This window comes from Ligilactobacillus saerimneri (assembly GCF_036689625.1).
Classification (GTDB): Bacteria; Bacillota; Bacilli; order Lactobacillales; family Lactobacillaceae; genus Ligilactobacillus; species Ligilactobacillus saerimneri.
This window is the reverse complement of the sequence record NZ_CP144759.1, coordinates 1,095,001-1,114,101: the sequence shown is the minus strand read 5'-3', so window position 1 is coordinate 1,114,101 and position 19,101 is coordinate 1,095,001. Positions and strand designations below refer to the sequence as shown.

General features: G+C 38.8%; 14 protein-coding genes and 1 rRNA gene (1 of these 15 only partly in view). 12 read left to right on the top strand and 3 right to left on the bottom strand.

The genetic code is table 11. From position 1 onward, the window contains the following. Nucleotides 1-4 precede the first annotated feature (4 nt). Nucleotides 5-1,105, top strand: a complete 1,101-nt coding sequence (locus V3C97_RS05430) for an AI-2E family transporter (protein ID WP_009554018.1) — start codon at nt 5-7, stop codon at nt 1,103-1,105. Between the two features lie 83 nt (nt 1,106-1,188). After that, nucleotides 1,189-2,205, top strand: a complete 1,017-nt coding sequence (locus tag V3C97_RS05425) for an NAD(P)H-dependent glycerol-3-phosphate dehydrogenase (RefSeq protein ID WP_216543381.1) — start codon at nt 1,189-1,191, stop codon at nt 2,203-2,205. A gap of 45 nt (nt 2,206-2,250) precedes the next feature. Here the strand turns inward: V3C97_RS05425 and V3C97_RS05420 are convergent, their stop codons facing one another. Beyond that, a complete protein-coding gene (locus V3C97_RS05420) occupies nt 2,251-2,739 on the bottom strand; it encodes a GtrA family protein (RefSeq protein WP_027826876.1) in 489 nt (162 codons plus the stop codon). 157 nt (nt 2,740-2,896) lie between these two features. On the opposite strand from V3C97_RS05420, the gene V3C97_RS05415 reads away from it, so the two are divergent. Together V3C97_RS05415 and V3C97_RS05410 are read left to right on the top strand one after the other, a co-directional pair. Beyond that, on the top strand, nt 2,897-4,276 hold the full coding sequence (locus V3C97_RS05415; RefSeq protein WP_338433944.1) for an ATP-binding cassette domain-containing protein: 1,380 nt from the start codon (nt 2,897-2,899) through the stop codon (nt 4,274-4,276). Between the two features lie 41 nt (nt 4,277-4,317). After that, nucleotides 4,318-5,895, top strand: coding sequence for a peptide chain release factor 3 (locus V3C97_RS05410; protein WP_009554014.1), 1,578 nt, complete (start codon nt 4,318-4,320; stop codon nt 5,893-5,895). Between the two features lie 54 nt (nt 5,896-5,949). On the opposite strand, the gene V3C97_RS05405 is transcribed toward V3C97_RS05410, so the two are convergent. Together V3C97_RS05405 and V3C97_RS05400 are read right to left on the bottom strand one after the other, a co-directional pair. Further along, a complete protein-coding gene (locus V3C97_RS05405) occupies nt 5,950-7,062 on the bottom strand; it encodes a MucBP domain-containing protein (protein WP_338433943.1) in 1,113 nt (370 codons plus the stop codon). Between the two features lie 137 nt (nt 7,063-7,199). Beyond that, entirely contained in the window at nt 7,200-9,374 is a 2,175-nt protein-coding gene (locus V3C97_RS05400; RefSeq protein WP_338433942.1) for an ATP-dependent Clp protease ATP-binding subunit, read from the bottom strand. A gap of 150 nt (nt 9,375-9,524) precedes the next feature. Here V3C97_RS05400 and V3C97_RS05395 point away from each other — a divergent pair, with 150 nt between their 5' ends. The 8 genes from V3C97_RS05395 to V3C97_RS05360 form a co-directional block, all read left to right on the top strand. Then, a complete protein-coding gene (locus V3C97_RS05395; RefSeq protein ID WP_009554011.1) occupies nt 9,525-9,719 on the top strand; it encodes a hypothetical protein in 195 nt (64 codons plus the stop codon). Between the two features lie 162 nt (nt 9,720-9,881). Next, nucleotides 9,882-10,148: a phosphocarrier protein HPr gene (locus tag V3C97_RS05390; protein ID WP_009554010.1), complete on the top strand. Its 267-nt coding sequence runs from the start codon at nt 9,882-9,884 to the stop codon at nt 10,146-10,148. Further along, complete coding sequence (gene ptsP, locus V3C97_RS05385) at nt 10,148-11,869, top strand: phosphoenolpyruvate--protein phosphotransferase (RefSeq protein ID WP_338433941.1); 1,722 nt, start codon at nt 10,148-10,150, stop codon at nt 11,867-11,869. The genes V3C97_RS05390 and ptsP overlap by 1 nt, the downstream gene beginning before the upstream one ends. A gap of 153 nt (nt 11,870-12,022) precedes the next feature. Then, nucleotides 12,023-13,207, top strand: coding sequence for a glycosyltransferase family 4 protein (locus V3C97_RS05380; RefSeq protein WP_009554005.1), 1,185 nt, complete (start codon nt 12,023-12,025; stop codon nt 13,205-13,207). Between the two features lie 21 nt (nt 13,208-13,228). Further along, nucleotides 13,229-14,248, top strand: coding sequence for a glycosyltransferase family 4 protein (locus tag V3C97_RS05375; protein ID WP_338433940.1), 1,020 nt, complete (start codon nt 13,229-13,231; stop codon nt 14,246-14,248). 5 nt (nt 14,249-14,253) lie between these two features. After that, nucleotides 14,254-15,267 carry a lysylphosphatidylglycerol synthase transmembrane domain-containing protein gene (locus tag V3C97_RS05370; protein ID WP_338433939.1) on the top strand — a complete coding sequence of 338 codons (1,014 nt, stop codon included), beginning with the start codon at nt 14,254-14,256 and terminating at the stop codon, nt 15,265-15,267. A gap of 104 nt (nt 15,268-15,371) precedes the next feature. After that, complete coding sequence (locus V3C97_RS05365) at nt 15,372-17,435, top strand: LTA synthase family protein (RefSeq protein WP_009554000.1); 2,064 nt, start codon at nt 15,372-15,374, stop codon at nt 17,433-17,435. Between the two features lie 677 nt (nt 17,436-18,112). After that, nucleotides 18,113-19,101: ribosomal RNA gene (locus V3C97_RS05360) — 16S ribosomal RNA — on the top strand (it continues 585 nt past the right edge of the window).

Sequence of the window (19,101 nt, the reverse complement as noted above, 5' to 3'; positions counted from 1 at the left end):
ACAAATGAATAAACATCAAAGTAGATTATTATTTTGGTCACTTGAAATTTTACTAATAGTACTCATCATTTGGGGATGTACGCAGATTGATTTTATTTTTCGCCCAATTGGGACATTTTTCTCTACTTTATTTGCCCCAGTTTTAATTGCCGGTTTTTTCTTTTACGCGCTCAACCCATTGGTCAACCTATTAGTGAAGATACACTATAAGCGAATTCATATTAATCGTGGATGGGCGGCCTTCATTACTTTATTGTTGCTATTAGGATTGGTTGGGATAGCATTATATACTTTCATTCCCAAGATAGCCTATCAGATTGAACAATTAGCGCTTAATATGCCGACTTATTTGCAAGATATGCAACACTATTTTAATCATCTGACTGATAATGATAATGCGTCTAAAATTGCGCATTCAATAGATCTGGAAACTTATTTTAACAATATTCAGGCGTCATTAACGGTTATGCTACGTAAGGTAATGTTGTCAATGACTAAGAGTTTGGGGACGATGGTTGGCATGGTAACCAGTGTAACCGTTACGGTGATTACTGTTCCATTTATTTTGTTTTATATGCTAAAAGATGGGCCTAAGCTATTGCCTGCTATTCAAAAATATCTTCCCGAAAAAACAGCAGTTAGAGCGGGAGAGCTATTAGGACGAATGAGTCAAACGATTGCGCGGTATATTTCTGGCCAAGTAATTGAGTGTTTATTTGTAGGAACATTTTCCGCTATCGGATATAGTTTAGTGGGGATTAAGTATGCACTTTTAGTGGGAGTGGTTGCTGGTTTGACTAATATTATCCCCTACGTTGGAGTTTATATTGGTTTAGTACCAGCACTGATGTTAGCGATGCCCTTAGGTGTATCGGGGATGGTTTGGGTAATAGTTGTCTGCGTGATTGTTAACCAAGTTGATGGTAACCTGATATATCCGAATGTTATTGGTAAAACCCTAGATATTCATCCTCTGACAATCATTATCTTATTGTTAGTGGCAGGTAATATAGCGGGGCTACTAGGGGTAGTTTTGGCGGTACCATTCTATGCTGTGGTCAAAACTATTGTGCAGTATTTTTATAGTATTTATCGCTTACAGTAAGGGCTCATATTGCTAAAGTGTGTGGTTTGTGTTAGGTTTAAAAAGTAGGTTTAAAAAATTATTTGAATGAGGAATGTCATTTTATGAAACAAAAAATTGCAGTTTTAGGTGCAGGTTCATGGGGGAGCATTTTGGCCAATGTTTTAGTTGAAAATGGCCATGATGTTAAGCTCTATACTAATAGTGAACCGCAAGCTCAAGAATTGAATGAGAAACACACTAACGAGCATTACATTCATGATTTCACTTATCCTGAAGCATTAGTTGCGACAACTGATATGCGGGATGCGGTGAAGGATGCAGCTGCAGTCCTGTTTGTTGTCCCAACTAATGTTACCCGGTTAGTTGCTAAGCAATTGGCGGAAGTATTGCGGGATATAAATACGCGCCCACTAATCATCCATGCAAGTAAGGGTTTGGAACTAGGCAGCCACAAACGTATTTCAGAAGTTATTGCTGAAGAAATTCCTGCCGACTTACGTTCCGGACTAGTTGTTCTTTCTGGACCAAGTCATGCGGAAGAAGTTGCTAAAAAAGATATCACTTTAATTACAGCTGCTAGTGATGATATTGAAAATGCTAAGACGGTGCAGAACCTATTTATGAACAATTATTTACGGATCTATACTAATACAGATATTGTTGGTGTAGAGATGGGAGCAGCTTTCAAGAATATTATTGCTATTGGAGCTGGTGCTTTGCACGGTCTCGGGTACGGAGATGATGCTAAGGCAGCTTTAATGACACGGGGGCTTGCTGAGATTAGTCGATTAGGGATTGCTTTTGGTGCAGATCCACTGACATTTATCGGCTTGTCTGGGGTTGGTGATTTGATCGTGACATGTACTAGTGTCCACTCACGGAACTGGCGTGCCGGTAACCAATTAGGACAAGGTAAAGGCTTGCAAGAAGTCATTGATAACATGGGAATGGTTATCGAAGGGGTTAATACTTGCAAGGCTGCATATGAATTAGCAGAACAAAAAAATATTGAAATGCCAATTACTGAAGCGATTTATCATGTGCTTTATGACGGTAAAGATATTAAAGATGAAATTGCTTTATTGATGGAACGCGAAGGAAAAGCTGAATTAGATTAAGTTTTTACTTCTATGGACAAAACACAAGAGCGGAATCCAGAAGACCTAGATTCCGCTCTTGTGTTTATTTTTATTATGGTTATGAGAAGCTGATTTTTTAGACCACCGCGCCTTATTCCAAAGCCAACGATCGGTTGTTCTAAAGATAAACCATTTACTAAAGTAGTAATTAAGGATTCCAACCAATACTTGGTCAATAAATTTAACTAGGTCAGGATGGTGGGGAATAAAATGAATCCCTAAAACCATTAAGCCCATGTCAAGTCCGAAAGAAAATAAACGGACGTTGATAAACGTAACGAATTCATGAATAAATTTTTGCCATGAATCAAAGCTGCTATGGAAGACGTAGTATTTATTAGTAATAAAGGTAAAAATAATCGCTATGATGTACGCAACAACATTAGCAATCAAATAATAAATATGGCAATTTTCTGCAAGAATATGAAAAACCAGCAAATTAATAAGGCTGGCCAAAGTACCATAAAAAGTATAGGAAATAAAACCACGGTATTTAATGAATAACTTTTTCATGTAGATTGTTTCTATCTTTATCAAAACATTTTAAATTGTAGATGTACCACTTCAAATGATAATATATTTCAAACACAACTGCAATTTGATTAAATATTAGTGATCGGGTATTTAAAACAAAAATCTATACTGTATAATTAACATGGTGATTTTTACAATGAAAAAAATAGAATTAAAATATATAACAAAAAAAGCAACATATCAGTCTGATAATGAGGAACATACATGGTGGCCTTTGATGGGAATATCACTCAGTGTCGATGCTGGTGAAGCCCTGGGGTTAGTTGGTAGTAATGGCTCTGGAAAGCATACACTTTTGGAGATCATTGCGGGGCAAAGAGTGCAGACTACAGGTTTTGTTACGCATGAAGTCCCAGTTACTTATGCTGGGATGGAAACGGGGTATAACCCGGATTTGTCAGGGCTGGAAAACATTAAGCAAGCTGTTGCCAAGTCAGATATTGATTCATATAAGCGCGAACATATTATTAGCAATGTCTTGGATTTTGCTGAATTAGGGAATTGGGCCTATGAAAAAGTGTCGAGTTATTCTTCTGGTTTGCAGGCACGGCTGGTGTTAGCAATGGCCTTAGAAATTGATCCGCAAATTGTTGTGATCGATGAAGTGATGTCCAAACTTGATTTGCCTTACTACACTAAAGTTGTTCGCCGTATTCAAGAGTTAAAGCGTGCTGGGAAGACATTTATTGTTAGCGATAATCGGGCGGTTGTAATTGAAAATCTGTGTGATCGGGCCTTATGGTTGCAGTTTGGTGCTACTCAAGATTATGGGGAAACGGCTGCAGTGGTTCAACAGTATGAATTAGCCAACAGCTGGTTTAATTCACAAGATGTTTTAGCTCAAACTGATTTTCTTGCGCGGGGACAGGAACGTCAGGTTGATTTTGATGTCCAAAAGCTTTATGAAGAATTCAAAAATGAACAGTTTCAAAATGGTGTGAGCCGTAAAGATGAAAAGAAGATGCGGCGCGCATTCTTTGAAGATCGTGGTAGTGACCCAATTGAAGCGTTTAAATCCAATAATGGACAATCAGCGCCAAGCAAAACTACTTTTAAATGGCAGTACCTAGTATTGCTTTTGGCCATTTTGGTTGTAGGGATTGGAACTGGCTGGGCAATTTCAGCACAGCACAATGCTCAAGATAAGAATTCAAGTGCATATGTTGCCTCCAGTAAAAAGAATAGTCAAAAGACAGCAAGCAGCCTAAGTGTTGCTAAGGCAGCAAGCGAAAGTAAAGCTGAAGCCGAAAGTGAAAGCAAGGCTAAGGCAGCAAGCGAAAGTAAAGCCAAAGCTGAAAGTGAAAGTAAGGCTAAAGCAGCGAGTGAAAGTAAGGCAGCTAGCGAATCCTCTGCTAAGGATGAAAAGACACAAACCATCTCTGTTCAAGAGGGTGATACTGTTGGCTCAATTGCCGAAAAGTACAATACTACTGCTGACAAGATTCGCCAATTAAACAACATTGGCTCAGATGACATGATCCATGTTGGTGATGTTTTAAAAGTGCCGGCTGAATAACTTTTATAAAGTGAATTATTAATAATTAGAGAGAGGAAATTATGGATAAAAAACAATTAGAAGCATCTGTCGCTAAAAGACGGACGTTTGCAATTATTTCACACCCTGACGCGGGTAAAACAACGATTACAGAACAATTATTATTATTTGGTGGAGTTGTACGTCAAGCCGGGACTGTTAAAGCTCGGAAAACTGGTAATTTTGCTAAATCAGACTGGATGGAAATCGAAAAGAAACGTGGTATTTCGGTTACCAGTTCTGTGATGCAATTTGATTATGCTGGTAAGAGAATTAATATTTTAGATACACCAGGGCACGAAGATTTTTCTGAAGATACCTATCGAACTTTAATGGCTGTTGACTCTGCTGTGATGGTAATTGACTCTGCTAAAGGGATCGAGCCTCAAACTAAAAAATTATTCAAGGTCTGCAAGATGCGGGGAATTCCAATTTTTACTTTCTTCAACAAGTTGGATCGTGATGGGCGCGAACCTTTGGATTTATGTGCGGAATTAGAAGAAGTTTTGGGAATCGAGTCCTACGCAATGAACTGGCCAATTGGTATGGGTAAGGGTCTCAAGGGCCTATATGATATCTATAATAACCGCATTGAACTCCATCAGCGCGAAGATAAGGGACAAGAATACCTGCAATTGGATGATAATGGCGAAATTATTGGCGACCATCCTCTTAAAGAAGATAGCTTATACCAACAAGTTTTAGATGAAGTAGAATTGGTTAAGGAAGCGGGAAGTCAATTCGATGAGGAGAAGATTGCTCAGGGTGAATTAACCCCGGTTTTCTTTGGATCTGCGTTGACAAATTTTGGGGTTAAGACTTTCTTGGATGCTTACTTGCAATTTGCTCCAGCTCCTTCGCCCCACAAAATGGAAGATGGGAAAGAGGTTGCACCTAACAACGAGGAATTTTCCGGTTTCATTTTTAAGATTCAGGCGAACATGAACCCGCGTCACCGGGATCGGATTGCATTTGTACGGATTTGTTCTGGTGAATTTGAACGTGGAATGGATGTTACTTTAGAACGGACTGGCAAAGCATTACGGTTGTCCAATTCAACCCAATTTATGGCAGATACGCGAGAAACTTTAGAAACCGCAGTAGCAGGAGATATTATTGGGTTGTATGATACTGGGAATTTCCAGATTGGGGATACGATTTATGCGGGGAAAGAAGCGCGAAAATTTGAAAAGTTACCCCAATTTACACCAGAATTGTTTGTCCGGGTAACAGCCAAAAATGTTATGAAGCAGAAATCCTTCCATAAGGGAATCAATCAGCTAGTTCAAGAGGGAGCTATTCAGCTTTATCGGAGTTACAGCACAAACGATTATATTTTAGGTGCTGTAGGACAACTGCAGTTTGAAGTTTTTAAATTCAGAATGCAAAATGAATACAATTCTGAAGTAGAGATGGCGCCAATGGGACACAAGATTGCGCGGTGGATTGCTCCTGATCAATTAGACGAAAAAATGTCATCATCACGTAATTTACTGGTTAAAGATCGTCAAGATCAGCCACTCTTCTTATTTGAAAATGAATTTGCTGAACGCTGGTTCCAAGACAAGTATCCAGATGTTAAATTAACTGCAAAGTTATAAAAAAAGTCGAGAGAGATGCTATAAGCTAACATCTCTCTCGACTTTTTTTGTGACCTATTGAAAATGTAAATAATACTCAGTCGTCCACCCTTCATTTGCAACATAGAACCAGTTGATACCCTCAAGATGAATAAATCGGGTAATACGAACTTGTTCATTATTTTTTATACTACTGCTTTTCTTCCCAAAGGGACTATTGAACAGCAGCAACTCTTTACCAGCAATAAAATCAATTGTCGCGTAAAGGTCGACTTCCTGAACGGGTAATAAAGGAAGCTCTGGCTTCATATCATATGGATGGATATATGTGATATCCGCCGTTTCCTTGATCCAGATGTTTCCGCCGATGTTGTGCCATAGACTACGATCAGCCATTTTAACTGATAAGAAGGTTTGCCAAACAGAGTTCTTGGCCAAGGGGGTTGCTAGGGCATTACCACCAATATCATCATAACAAGTGACATAGCTCTCCATTCGTAACAAATGAGAGACAGTCGTGACATCAACCCAATCAGCCCGTCGGAAAAAGTAAGTGACAGTTTGTTGTTTTTCGGTGAACTGTCCCTTCAGTTTGCCATTAGCCTTAAGAAAGACATAGTTGGGTATTTGGGGAATAGCCAATGAATACGGCTTGCCTAGTTTTCCTTTGTGGAATTGTGGTTTAGTCAACAAACGGTAATTATCGTAGTTACGGCTAAATTGCCAAATTATTCCGCCATCGTGCTTTTCATAGGTGAGAGTTAAAATTGCTTTGTGATGAACAAAATTTGCCGTATATCCCACGATTTTATTAAGAGTATAGCCAGCAAACTGACGAAATTTAATATTAGTAGCATCCCCAATTTGACCAGAGATAATCTGCGGATCAGCTAACGCTTGATGCTTTTGATCCTGATAAATGATGATAAGTTGTGCAACTTTTTCATCAGCCGATTGCACACTGGCAACATTGGTTTCATCAGCCGATGGCATTAAAGGGATATCCTCATTTGTGGTATTAGTAGTTGGTAAAACGTCAATTGTGGTGGGTACTTTTCGCTTTGGTGGCTGTTGCCACTGCTGCCGACGTCGCTGTCTTTTACGTCGCCGTGAATGCTGCGGAAATAGTGCTGTTTTATTATTACTAAATAAACGGGCAAATTTTGAAACGTTCTCCCAAATAGACAATGATCTCACCTCCATATTTCTTAATTATAGCATATACGGTTGTAGACACTACGCCAAAATAAAAACCACTTTAGAAGAGGTGTGAACACCAATTCTAAAGTAGTTTAGCAGGCAATTTTTACAATAGTAGATTCAAATTAGTCAGAAGTGACTTCTTTTTTAGATGAAATTTTAATTTCATCTTGATCCATGTTGGCCACAAAATTAGTTACATCTTGGTGGTCAAGGTAGAAATCTGCAACCTTATCCTCAATTTGCTCTTGGATAACACGACGCAATGGCCGTGCCCCCATTTTTGGATCATAACCAAGATCAACCAACTTTTCCGCAACTGGTTTAGTTACATGGATGGAAAGTCCTTGTTGAGCTAACATTTGGTTAACATCATCCAGCATCAATGTTACGATAGACATCAAGTCTTGCTTAGATAAAGCATTGAATTCAATGATGTCATCAAAACGATTAAGGAATTCCGGTTTAAAGTATTTGGTTAATTTGTCCATAATAGAATTAGATTTGCCGGCTGCATTAGCACCAAAGCCAACGTTAACAACGGAATCTCCTGAGCCAGCATTACTTGTCATGATGATGATGGTGTCTTTAAAGGAAACAGTTCGTCCTTGAGAGTCAGTCAAGCGACCATCATCGAGAATTTGAAGGAACATATGCATGACATCAGGGTGAGCTTTTTCAACTTCGTCTAGTAAAACTAGGCTATATGGATGGCGCCGTACTTGCTCGGTTAGCTGGCCAGCTTCTTCATAACCAACATATCCTGGAGGGGACCCGATCAACTTTGAAACGGAGTGCTTTTCCATGTATTCAGACATGTCAAACCGAATCATTGCATCTTCATTACCAAAGAGTTCCCGGGCTAATTGTTTAGCTGTTTCGGTTTTACCGACCCCAGTTGGCCCGACAAAGAGGAAGGAGCCAATTGGACGACCAGACTTATTAAAACCAATGCGGTTTCGCCTGATTGCGCGGGCAACCTTAGCCACAGCTTCGTCTTGACCAATAACGTGAGCCTTCAATGACTTAGCTAAATCACGTAACTGTTCTTTTTCTTTAGCTTTTAGCTCACCAACTGGAATGTTTGTCTTTTCTTCGACAATTTTTTGCATATCCTGTTCGGTTACTGTCGGTGCCTGATCATCGCTAGTATTGTTTTCCTTCATCTTTTCAAACTTGTTAACTTGATCCCGATAGTAAGCAGCCATTTCGTAATCTTCGTCTTGAAGAGCTTTTTGCTTTTTAGCGTCAGCATTAGTAATTTTCTCGTCAATTACCCGTGGATCTAGGGCGTGAATTGTCAAGTTTTTGCGCGAACCTGCTTCATCTAGCAAGTCAATAGCCTTGTCTGGTAAGAAGCGGTCTTGAATATAGCGTGCAGAAAGAGATACTGCTGCTTGAAGAGCATCATCTGTATATTTAACGTGGTGGAATCCTTCATATTTTGTCTGAATTCCCTTCAAGATCTGTAAAGTTTCTTTTTGACTAGGTTCGCTAACATTTACTGGTTGGAAGCGTCGCGCGAGTGCAGAGTCCTTTTCGATACGCCGATATTCATTGAGGGTAGTAGCCCCAATAAGTTGAAGTTCTCCCCGAGCTAATGCAGGTTTTAAAACATTCCCCGCATCCATTCCGCCTTCTGCAGAGCCAGCACCAACGATTTCGTGGATTTCATCAATGAATAAAATTATATCCTTTGCTTGACGTAATTCTGTCATTAATTGTTGCATTCGTTGCTCGAACTGTCCCCGAATTCCTGTTCCCTGAACCAGAGAAACTACATCTAAACGGATTACCTTTTTATCAAGTAATTTTTGTGGCACATCACCATCAACGATCTTTTGAGCTAAGCCTTCGACTACGGCTGTTTTACCTACACCTGCTTCACCGATAAGAACAGGATTATTCTTTGTACGCCGATTTAAGATCTCAATGATGCGAGCAATCTCCTTATCACGGCCAATAACGGGATCAATCTTACCATCTTTAGCTTCTTGAGTTAGGTTAACTCCAAATTGAGCTAATAAAGAGTTACCATTATTTCTTCCATTATTACCCGTGCCACTTTGACTACGAGGAGGAACTTGTCCGCGGCGCTGATTCATTTGTTGTCCTTCCATAGCTCGGAAAAGATCATCAAAATCATTACCACCAAATGCAAATCCAAATGGATCGCTAAGGCTCTCTCCTTGAATTTTACGGTAGCAATTTTCACAAATATCAATGGTTTTCCGTCGTCCATTAATCATACGGGACAAATGGATAGTTGCCGGATTCATATGGCAATTTTGACATAGCACTATAAATTCACAACCTTTCATTAATTAAAAACTAGGTTACCAAATTTTGTTTGACCAAAATTGACCTTTGGCTATTATTATACAAGTCCATATATAAAATTCAAGAATTATGATTTTGAATGCTATACTCGAGAAAAAGGAGTGTTATTAATGACTAAAGATTATCAACAATTATTAACCGATTTATATAACGGAAAAATTAGTAAACTAGAGATTGAACGAGATGAATTTATGGATTTTCAACCTATTTATATGTCATTTCAGTTTCGAAAGGGAATTGTTGGAACTGCTAAGCGAGGAGGAGGAGCAACTTATCGACGTTATCAAGATAAGCCGAAAGCATAGATAGTAGGTAAAATAGGACTTGGTGCACCGAGAGTTTTTAATAACAAAAACTTGTAATGAAACCATTTCCATGATAACATTTTTCTAGCAGGATTACGGGTTGAGTCATATTCAATCTGGTGTCCGTACTAAATTTACCCATACAAAGGAGAATGATTAATTATGGAAAAGAAAGAATTTCACGTTATTGCAGAAACAGGTATCCACGCACGTCCAGCTACTTTATTAGTTCAAGCTGCTAGTGGTTTTAACTCAGACATTAACTTAACTTACAACGGTAAGTCAGTTAACTTGAAGTCTATCATGGGTGTTATGTCCTTAGGTGTTGGTCAAAATGCTGATGTTGAAATCACTGCTGAAGGTGATGACGAAGCAGAAGCAATCGCTGCTATCACTGAAACAATGACTAAGGAAGGACTTGCAGAATAATGACCAAGGTACTTAAAGGGATCGCAGCTAGCGATGGGATCGCTACTGCCAAGGCATATATGCTGGTTCAGCCCGACTTGTCATTTTCTAAAAAGACGATTGAAGACGCAGATGCAGAAATCAATCGTTTAGCTGCTGCGGTTGAAGCTTCTAAGAAAGAGTTGGAAGTTATCAAGCAAAAGGCAACTGAAAATCTTGGGGAAGAAGAAGCTCAAGTGTTCGAAGCACACTTAACAATTCTTTCTGACCCTGAATTGTTTGGTCAAATTAATGACCAAATTAAAAACGACCTTGTTAATGCTGAAACCGCACTGAAGAACGTAACAGATATGTTTATCTCTATGTTCGAAGCGATGACTGATAATGCTTATATGCAAGAACGTGCGGGAGATATCCGTGACGTTACTAAGCGGGTGATGGCCCACTTATTAGGGGTAACTATCCCTAACCCAGCATTGATTGATGAAGAAGTTATCATTGTTTCTCATGACTTAACTCCATCTGACACAGCCCAATTAGACCGGCGCTATGTTAAGGGTTTTATTACTGATATTGGGGGACGGACTTCACACTCAGCAATTATGTCACGGACATTAGAAATCCCAGCTGTTGTTGGTTCAGGTTCTGCTACAACTGATATTGCTGAAGGAACTACTTTGATTCTGGATGGGATTAATGGGGAAGCTTTAATTGATCCAACTGCAGAAGAAGTAGCTGAATATCAGGCTAAAGCCAAAGCATTTGCTGAACAAAAAGCGGAATGGAAGAAGCTTAAGAATGCTGCTTCTACTACTGCAGATGGCAAACAAGTTATCTTAGGTGCTAACATTGGTACACCTGATGATGTTCAAGGTGCCAATGATAATGGTGCTGAAGCAGTTGGTTTATTCCGTTCTGAATTCTTATATATGAACTCAGACGAACTTCCATCTGAAGAAGAACAGTTCCAAGCTTACAAGGCTGCGGTTGAAGGCATGAATGGTAAGCAAGTTGTCGTTCGGACAATGGACATTGGTGGGGATAAGGAATTACCATATTTACCTTTACCTGCTGAACAAAATCCATTCTTAGGATATCGTGCTATTCGGATTTCTCTTGATCGGCAAGATATTTTCCGGACACAATTGCGGGCATTATTGCGGGCATCTCACTATGGTAAGTTAGCAATTATGTTCCCAATGATCGCTACTGTCCAAGAATTCAAGCAGGCCAAGGCAATTTTTGAAGAAGAAAAGGCTAAGTTAGTGGCTGGTGGTGTGCCAGTATCAGACGATATTGAAGTCGGGATGATGATGGAAATTCCAGCAGCAGCAATGATTGCTGACAAATTAGCTAAGTATGTTGATTTCTTCAGTATTGGGACTAATGACTTGATTGGTTACTCAATGGCTGCTGATCGTGGGAACGAACGAGTATCCTACCTTTATCAACCATATAACCCCTCCATTTTGCGGATGATCAAGAACACTATCGAAGCATCACATGCTGAAGGTAAGTGGACTGGCATGTGTGGGGAAATGGCTGGTGACCAGGTGGCCGTACCTGTGCTCTTAGGTTTGGGGCTTGATGAATTCTCAATGAGTGCAACTTCCATCTTAAAGACTAGAAGTCTGCTCAAGAAGCTAGACTCCGCTAAGATGCAAGAGTTAGCCGATAAGGCTGTTAATGAATGTGAAACTAGTGATGAAGTAGTTGCTTTGGTAGAAGAATATACAAAGTAATAGTTCATTTATAGGTATTTACACAGATCACGATTTTTTAATCGTGGTCTTTTTATTTTATTTTAAGAATCACGGCAGAAAAGGGAAAAGATTGCAATAAGTTTTCCAAACCAATATAATGAAAAATGACTGATTACAGTGAGGAGGATAGACGTGAATATCGGAATATTTACAGATACTTACTATCCACAAGTTAGTGGAGTTGCAACTTCAATTAAAACTTTGCGACGCCAGCTAGAACGTTTGGGACACACTGTATATGTTTTTACGACAACAGATCCAAATGTAGAGAAAAATGTCTATGAGCCAAATATCTTCCGATTTAGTAGTGTGCCATTTATTTCGTTTACTGATCGTAGGATCGCTGTACGGGGTGTTTTTCAAGCTCTGCAAGTGGCTCGTGAATTGAATCTGGATATTGTTCATACACAAACAGAATTCTCTTTGGGGTTGATTGGTAAGTTTGTAGCAAAAAACCTTAAAATTCCATGCGTCCATACCTACCATACAATGTATGAAGATTATTTACATTATGTTGCTAAAGGTAAATTATTGCGACCAGTGCATGTTAAGCAAATGTCGCGTAGTTTCTGTCAAAATATGAGTGGAATTGTTGCTCCAAGCGAACGGGTATTAAATACATTAACACGGTACGGGATAACTGCTCCAATTAGTGTGATTCCTACGGGGGTAGATATTGCTCGTTTTAGTAAAAAACACAATACTCAAGAACTGCGGGTTAAATTAGGTTTACAGCCGAACCAACCGGTATTATTGACGTTAAGTAGATTGGCTTTTGAAAAAGATATTGATAAACTGATAGCGATAATGCCGCAAGTTTTTCAAAAGATTACTGATGCAAGGTTAGTTATAGTTGGCGATGGTCCTGCGCGTCAAATGTTAGAAGATCAGGTTGCAAAATTAAAAATTGCTGATCAAGTGATTTTCACAGGTGAAATTAATAATGATGATGTTGCATATTACTATCAGATGGCTGATTTATTTGTATCAACATCTGTCTCAGAGTCACAAGGGCTAACATATATTGAAGCATTAGCTTCTGGGTTACCTGTCTTGGCTACACACAGTCCTTACACCGATCAATTGTTAGATGATCCAACACTCGGTAAAACATTTGCACAGCCTGATGAGTTGGTTGCTGATATTTATCAATACTTAGCATATGATAAAGAATATTTTGCTTCATCTTATCGAAAAGATAAATTGCATGCTATTTCAGCTACACGCTTTGGAGAAGCTATTGTTGACTTCTATGATGACAGTATGCTTTTTTATGAAAAACATATAGCTGGTAAGGAACCAGACCAAATTAGCTAATTTAAGTGAGGGATAACAGTAATGTTAAAGATAGCTATGTATTCCGCTGCTACCAAAGTCAAGGGGCAGGGAGTCGGTAGTGCTTATATTGAGTTGATTCAGATGCTTAAAAAGCATTTTCCTGAAGAAATGGAGATTACCATCAATAAGTTAACCAAAGCACAGGTAAGCCACTACCATACCGTCAATTTTCCCTATTACTTATCAACCTTTCTCCCAGGGCGGGGATGTAAGGTGGGATATGTGCATTTCTTACCAGAAACATTGAAAGGTAGTCTTAAGCTACCTTTTTTTGCTAGTAAGATTTTTGATAAGTATTTAATTTCTTTCTACAAACGAATGGATCAACTAGTGGTAGTTAATCCTTCATTCATCCCTAAACTAGAAGCATATGGGATAAAAAAAGAAAAGATCACATATATTCCTAACTTTGTGTCACAGGCGACTTTTTATCATCAAGATCAAGCAAGAGTTAGCGCTTTTAAGCGGAGTCTAGGAGTCCCGCCAGAAAAGTTTGTAGTTGTTGGGGTGGGACAAATTCAAGAACGTAAAGGAGTTTTTGATTTTATTGAATTATCCCGCCGCTTACCCCAAATTCAATTTATTTGGGTGGGAGGATTCTCATTTGGTAAGATAACCGATGGCTATGAACAGTTAAAACACGTAGTTGATAATCCGCCAGTTAACCTTCTTTTTCCTGGCATTGTAGATCGAAATGAGATGGCCGCATATTATAACGTCGCAGACTTATTTTTACTTCCTTCATACAATGAACTATTTCCAATGAGTATCTTGGAAGCTTTTAGTTGTCAAACGCCCGTAATGGTACGGGAACTAACCTTATATCATTCTGTAATTGCTGGTTATTATGAACCAGCACAAGATGTAGAAGAAATGGAAGAAAAAATTCTTCAATATAGTACTGAGCCACAGTATTTAAAAGAATTACAAGAAAAAGCTCAGCAAGCGGCGCATTTTTACTCGGAAGATAGGCTAGCAAAGATATGGTATCGCTATTATAACGACGTTGCCAAGAGGTGAATGAGATGACAAAAAGAAACAAAGTTGTCTTAGCAATAATGATTTTGCTGGGATTGGGAATCTTTTGGTATTCAGTTCGCAATGTGTCGTTTGCAGTTATCGCTAATGACTTTCTCCATATGAACTGGTGCTGGTTAGCAATAGCATGCCTATGTATGGTTATCTCGTTAGTTCTGGAAGCTTGGGTGGTAAAAGTATTGATTCGGCGTCAAGGAGTTGTTTTTTCAATGCGTGAAGCCATTCGAGTTCCATTGGTTGAACAACTATTTAATGGGATTACTCCGTTTGCTTCTGGGGGACAACCGGCACAACTGTTTGTCCTGTTACAATCAGGTGTTGATGGGGGACGGGCCGCTTCTAGCCTGTTGATGAAATTTGTTGTTTACCAGGCGATGATTGTGGTTAATTTTGTTCTCTGTCTTTTTTTAGGTTTTCATTTAATTGCTGATAAACTGCATACCTTATCTTGGCTAGTATTGATGGGTTTTTTGGTTCATTTTGCAGTCATTTTGGGTTTGTTAATGGTGATGTATTGGTATTCGTTTACCAAAAACATGAGCCTATTACTTTTAAAACCAGTAAAGTGGATAAGGAAAGACCTCTACAAAAAGTGGAGCTTAGGTTTACTTCATAAGATTGACAGTTTTTATCATGAAGGGCAGCAGTTAAAAAGAGATTGGCGACTTTTGCTTAAGATGTGCTTGATAACAGTTGGGCAACTGATGTTTTACTATGTTATCCCATATTTTATTTTGTTAGCATTAAATGTTGAACATGTAGATTTGATAATGGTAATGACGATGCATGTTCTGATTGTGATGGTGATATCGTTATTTCCAATCCCCGGGGGGACTGGCGGCGCTGAATACAGCTTTTCAATGATTTTCACAACATTTGTTCATACAAATAGTAAATTGATTTTAGCGATGATTTTATGGCGGGTAATAACATATTATTTAGCTATGTTTAGTGGGATGATTGCATTGTTGCTTCAGCCTACACAAACTAATAGTGAGTAAAAAAATGTTAATTATTAGTGAAGAATGGTATATATTATGTAGATACTAATAAAAGTTAGCTATAATCTAGAATAAAAAGGATATATTATATTAGAGGTTGTGTGATGAATAACTTTTTGAAGAAACTATATGCAAAGTTAAACACTAGATTTGGGTTCTTTACGCTAGTGTTATTTGTTTTTTGGATTAAGACCTACTTGGTATATATAACTAAATTCAATTTAGGAATTGCAAGTACCTACCAGATGGTACTGGCTTTTATTAATCCGTTGCCATTTGCATTATTAATTTTGGGTATTGCTTTGTATTTCAAAGGCAAGAAATCCTATTGGCTATTGTTGGTTTTAGATTTCATTTGTAGCTTATGGATGTTTGCTAACATTTTGTACTATCGGGAATTTTCTGACTTCCTATCCTTAGGAATAATCAAAACATCTGGTACAGTGTCTAATAATCTAGGTCTCAGTATTAGTGAAATTCTTCACGGAACGGATTTTCTGGTTTTTGTCGATGTAATAGTTTTTGCACTATTATTAATTTTTAAGCTAATCAAGGTTGATTATTCACCTGTCAAATATCGCGTGCCAGCGGTAATCACGGTGTTATCAGTTGTATTGTTTGGATTGAATTTAACGGCTGCAGAAAAAGACCGGTCACAGTTATTAACGCGGACTTTCGACAATAATTACATCGTGAAGTACTTAGGTTTGAACTTTTATGCTGGTTATAATGCCTACCAAACGCACAAACAAAATGAAACACGCGCGCACGCTTCTAGTAGCGATATGGACAAGGTTCTCAAATTTATTAATAAAAACCGGACAGAAGATAATATTCAATATTTTGGTAAGGCAAAAGGAAAAAATGTCTTTATTTTCCACTTGGAAAGCTTCCAACAATTCTTGATTGACTACAAGGTGGATGGTAAAGAAGTTACTCCTAATATTAATAGTTTTTATCATAACCAGAACACTTTGTCGTTTGACAATTTCTTTAACCAGGTTGGACAAGGGAAGACGTCTGATGCTGAAACAATGCTAGAAAATTCATTATATGGATTGCCATCAGGTTCAGTAACTTCTACATATGGGACTGATAACACATTCCAGGCATTACCAGCGATGTTAAGTCAACGTGGTTATACAACCGCTTCGTTCCATGGGGACGTAGGAAGTTTTTGGAATCGAAATAACACTTATAAGTCATGGGGATATCAGTACTTCTTTGACAAAGAATTCTACAAAGATAAAGCAGATTACAGTGTAGGTTACGGCTTGAAAGATAAAATCTTCTTGAAACAAGCGGCACAGTACATTGAACAGTTGCCACAACCTTTTTATGCCAAGATTATTACTGTAACTAATCATTACCCTTATCAAATTGATAAGCAGAATCAAGATTTTCCTAAGACTACAACCGGGGACAATACTGTCGATGGGTATGTTCAAACGGCTCATTATTTAGACCAAGCGTTTGGAGAATTTATATCCTATTTGAAGAAGACAGGTTTATATGATAATTCAATGATTGTGATGTACGGTGACCACTACGGAATCTCTAATAACCATAAGAAGGCGATTGCACAGTTACTAGGGAAAGATAAGGTAACTGACTATGATTTGGTAAACTTCCAAAAGGTTCCATTTATGATTCATATGAATGGGTTACAAGGTGGAATTAATCACACATATGGTGGCGAAATAGATGTTATGCCAACATTGTTAGATTTGATGGGGATTAAGAACACAGATACCATTCAATTTGGGCAAGACTTGTTAGCTACTAATAGAAGACAGGTTGTGGCATTTAGAAATGGTGATTTTACTAGCCCACAGTATACGAAGGTAGGAAGTACTGTATATAATAACAAAGGTGAAAAAGTGACGGATAAACTGAATAAGAAGGAAAAGAGCATCATTGATCAAGACCAAGAGTATGTGACATCTTCATTAGATCTATCAGATAAGGTCATTACTGGTGATTTGCTGCGCTTCTATACCCCGTCAAACTTTAAGAACGTTAATAAGCAAGATATAACTTATAACTATACCAAGTCAATGGCACAACTAAAGCAAGCTCAAAAAGATAAGAAGTCAAGCTTGCTTTACAAGAATAATGACAAGTCTACGGTTGATTTGTATAGCACGGATGCGCCAGAATTGAAATGAATTAAAAGTAGTAGGGTTACGATATAACCTTAAGCAAAAAACAGCTAGTTCCTGTGATAATGGGAAGTGGCTGTTTTTTTGTATATTGTTTTTTAGTTATAGCTGAACATGTAGCATAGTAGATAAACAAAACAAGAATACAAAGATCTTAAGATGACTAATAGACTAATTGCCTGGGCTTGTATGATACGAATGTAAACAAGAAAGAATTATTGTAAAAGAAATATTTTGAGGAAGAGTGGTAAAGGACATATGGATAATAGCTGCTTAAAAAGGATTCCATAAACAATTTCGAAGGAAAAAGCTATTGAAGAAATAAATTTCAAAAAAGTGTTGACGTAATTTTGCTAAGTTGGTATGATAGTAATCGCTGTTGAGGTAACAGGTTAACGATTTGAAATAAGATAAAAAAAGTTGTTGACAATTAATTCCTTAATAGATATACTAATAAAGTTGTTTCAAACAAATATTTAATCAATAAATCAAAAAAGTTGTTGACTTAATCGATTTTGAATGATAAAATTAAATAGTTGTTTGTAGCCAAAAAGTAGATCTTTGAAAACTGAACAAAGTTTCGACAAATCAAATGTGTAGGGCTTCTTGCTAGACGCAAGAGCAAAACATTTGCGAATGTCAATTCGCTAGTAATTTTTACGAGTCTAATCGACTTAAGATTTTAAATCGAGAGTTTGATCCTGGCTCAGGATGAACGCTGGCGGCGTGCCTAATACATGCAAGTCGAGCGCATCGGCCCAACTGATTGAAGATGCTTGCATCCGATTGACGATGGTTTACCGATGAGCGGCGGACGGGTGAGTAACACGTAGGTAACCTGCCCAGAAGCGGGGGATAACACCTGGAAACAGATGCTAATACCGCATAGGTCATTTGACCGCATGGTCAAATGATTAAAGATGGCTCTGCTATCACTTCTGGATGGACCTGCGGCGTATTAGCTAGTTGGTAAGGTAACGGCTTACCAAGGCAATGATACGTAGCCGAGTTGAGAGACTGATCGGCCACATTGGGACTGAGACACGGCCCAGACTCCTACGGGAGGCAGCAGTAGGGAATCTTCCACAATGGACGCAAGTCTGATGGAGCAACGCCGCGTGAGCGAAGAAGGTCTTCGGATCGTAAAACTCTGTTGTTAGAGAAGAACACGGGTGAGAGTAACTGTTCACCTGTTGACGGTATCTAACCAGCAAGTCACGGCTAACTACGTGCCAGCAGCCGCGGTAATACGTAGGTGGCAAGCGTTATCCGGATTTATTGGGCGTAAAGGGAACGCAGGCGGTTCTTTAAGTCTGATGTGAAAGCCTTCGGCTTAACCGAAGATGTGCATTGGAAACTGGGGAACTTGAGTGCAGAAGAGGAGAGTGGAACTCCATGTGTAGCGGTGAAATGCGTAGATATATGGAAGAACACCAGTGGCGAAAGCGGCTCTCTGGTCTGTAACTGACGCTGAGGTTCGAAAGCGTGGGTAGCGAACAGGATTAGATACCCTGGTAGTCCACGCCGTAAACGATGAATGCTAGGTGTTGGAGGGTTTCCGCCCTTCAGTGCCGCAGCTAACGCACTAAGCATTCCGCCTGGGGAGTACGACCGCAAGGTTGAAACTCAAAGGAATTGACGGGGGCCCGCACAAGCGGTGGAGCATGTGGTT